Below are 2,289 nucleotides of genomic sequence, written 5' to 3'. Positions count from 1 at the left end.
AATTGAGCTCGGTCCCGGGGATCCTCTAGAGTCTCACTTTCGCGGGACTGCTGCGGCCGGCATCCGGCGACCTGTCGGCCTCGGCGACGCTCGCCGCCGGCGCCGCGCCGGCACCGATCTCGTGGCGCTCACGTGAGCTTCTCACCCGTATCGGCACCGTCTTCCAGGACCCGGAGCATCAGCTGCTCGCCCGGTCGGTACGCGGCGAGCTCGAGGTCGGGCCGCGCGCGCTCGGAATGGACGAGGCCGCGTCTGCCGCCCGCGTGGACGAGCTGCTGGAGCGGCTGCGGCTGACCGCGCTGGCCGCCGCCAACCCGTACACGCTCTCGGGAGGGGAGAAGCGCCGGCTCACCGTCGCCGCCGTCCTCGCCACCGCCCCGCGCGTCCTGGTGCTGGACGAGCCGACCTTCGGCCAGGACGCGCGCACGTGGGCCGAGCTGGTCGCGCTGCTGGCCCGCCTGCGCGACGAGGGGTCGGCCATCGTGGCGATCACCCATGACGAGGCCGTCGTCGATGCGCTCCGCGCCCGGCGTTTCGCGCTGACTGCGGATGCCGCGGCATGAGCATGCTCGCCGCGGACACCCGCACCCGGCCCGGCGTCATCGCGCGGGTCAATCCGGTCGCCAAACTCGCCGCCAGCGCGGTGATCGCCCTGCCGTTGATCGTGACGCTGGATTGGGTGTCGGCCGCGGTCGCGCTGGCGCTGGAGAGCGTCCTGTTCGTGTTCGCGGGGCTGCGGTGGCGCGAGTTCTGGATGCGGACCTGGCCCGTGTGGCTGGCCGCGCCGCTGACGGCGCTGACGATCGCGCTCTACGGCGCGGCGTCCGGGCAGGTCTACGTCGAATGGTTCGTCCTGCGCATCAGCGAGGGGTCGCTCGCGCTGGCGGTCGCGACCTTCTTCCGCGTGCTGGCCGTGGCCCTGCCCTCGGTCGTGCTGTTCGTCACCGTCGATCCCACTGATCTCGCCGACGGCCTGGCCCAGGTGTGGCGCCTGCCCGCACGGTTCGTGCTCGGCGCGCTGGCGGGCCTGCGCATGGTCGGACTGTTCCTCGAGGACTGGAGGGCTCTGGAACTCGCCCGCCGGGCACGCGGCATCGCCGATCAGGGGCGTGTTCGCCGCTTCGCCGGCATGGCCTTCGCGCTGCTCGTGCTCTCCATCCGCCGCGGTTCCAAGCTCGCCACCGCGATGGAGGCGCGCGGCTTCGGCGCTCCCGGCCGCCGCACGTGGGCCCGCGCCTCCCGCTTCGGCAGGCGCGAGTGGATGCTCGTGGCGGTGGGCGTCGCGATCTCCGCCGTCTCGGTGTCGGCCGCGGTTGCGGCGGGCACGTGGAACTTCATCCTCGGGCCGCGCTGAGCGGCAGCTCCACGATGCGGCGGGCGAGAGCCTCCTCGACGACCAGTTCGGTGATGAGCCCCGCCGCCAGCGCGCCGCGCAGCGCGTCGATCTTCGACAGGCTCGACACCGCACACAGGCGACGGGGGATGCGGCGGATGACGTCGAACGACGGACCGCTCGAGCGATCGTTGAGCTCGATGCCGCCGGTCGAGCCATCCAGCCGGTAGAACACCGTGGCGCAGTCGCCGACGACGCCATCGCGCAGCAGCACCCGCAGATCCTCGCCGGTCAGGTAGCCGCCGGCATAGACGTGCGAGGGAACGTCCGCCTGGGGCGAGCCGAGCCCGAAGACGAACACCTGCACGCGCGCCTGCGCCTCCACGACGCGGCGGATGGAGCGCTCCCGCCACAGCAGCTGCTTCGTGTGCGGGTCATCGAACAGTGCCGGCACGGGAAACTGCTGCACGTCGGTGCCGAAGGCCTGCCCGAAGCGTTCCAGAATGGCCCCCGAGTAGCTGATGCCCGAGGTCGACTCGTTGGCCGCGCCGTTCATCTGCACGATCTGCGATTCGTGCAGCCGCTTGGTCGGCAGATGACGGGCGATCGCCGACACGGTCGCGCCCCAGGCGATGCCGATGCTCGCCTGGGGATCGAGCGTGGTCGACAGGACGTGCGCCGCGGTGCGCGCGGTGCGCTCGAGGCGCTCGGCGTCGGTGGAACGCGGCGGCGTGCTGACGACGTGCACGGTGATGCCGTAGCGCTCGGACAGACGCCGGGCGACGACGCTCGTGGCCTCCTGTGGCGAATGAACCGTGATCTCCACCAGGCCGATCTCGCGGGCGTGAGCGATCAGGCGCGAGACCGATGATCGCGACAGCTTCATCTCGGAGGCGATCTGCTCCATCGTCTGGTCCTGCACGTAGTAGACTCTAGAGGATCCCCGGGACCGAGCT

The 2,289-nt window shown here is 71.6% G+C and carries 2 protein-coding genes and 1 pseudogene; 2 read left to right on the top strand and 1 reads right to left on the bottom strand.

What is annotated here, in order from left to right; genetic code table 11:
• Positions 1 to 29: 29 nt before the first annotated feature.
• Both I5I_RS09115 and I5I_RS09110 read left to right on the top strand, forming a co-directional pair.
• Positions 30 to 563, top strand: a pseudogene (locus tag I5I_RS09115) (ABC transporter ATP-binding protein); the annotation flags it as partial.
• On the top strand, positions 560 to 1,354 hold the full coding sequence (locus I5I_RS09110; RefSeq protein WP_036318513.1) for an energy-coupling factor transporter transmembrane component T family protein: 795 nt from the start codon (positions 560 to 562) through the stop codon (positions 1,352 to 1,354). The pseudogene I5I_RS09115 and the gene I5I_RS09110, both read left to right, overlap by 4 nt.
• Here I5I_RS09110 and I5I_RS09105 read toward each other — a convergent pair.
• Positions 1,335 to 2,289: sugar-binding transcriptional regulator (locus I5I_RS09105; RefSeq protein WP_036318515.1), on the bottom strand; the 955-nt coding region annotated here is incomplete at its 5' end. The genes I5I_RS09110 and I5I_RS09105 overlap by 20 nt on opposite strands.

It is taken from the genome of Microbacterium sp. B24 (genome assembly GCF_000333415.1).
Classification (GTDB): domain Bacteria; phylum Actinomycetota; class Actinomycetes; order Actinomycetales; family Microbacteriaceae; genus Microbacterium.
Note: the sequence above shows the minus strand (reverse complement) of the source record. Positions and strands in the feature narration are given on the sequence as shown.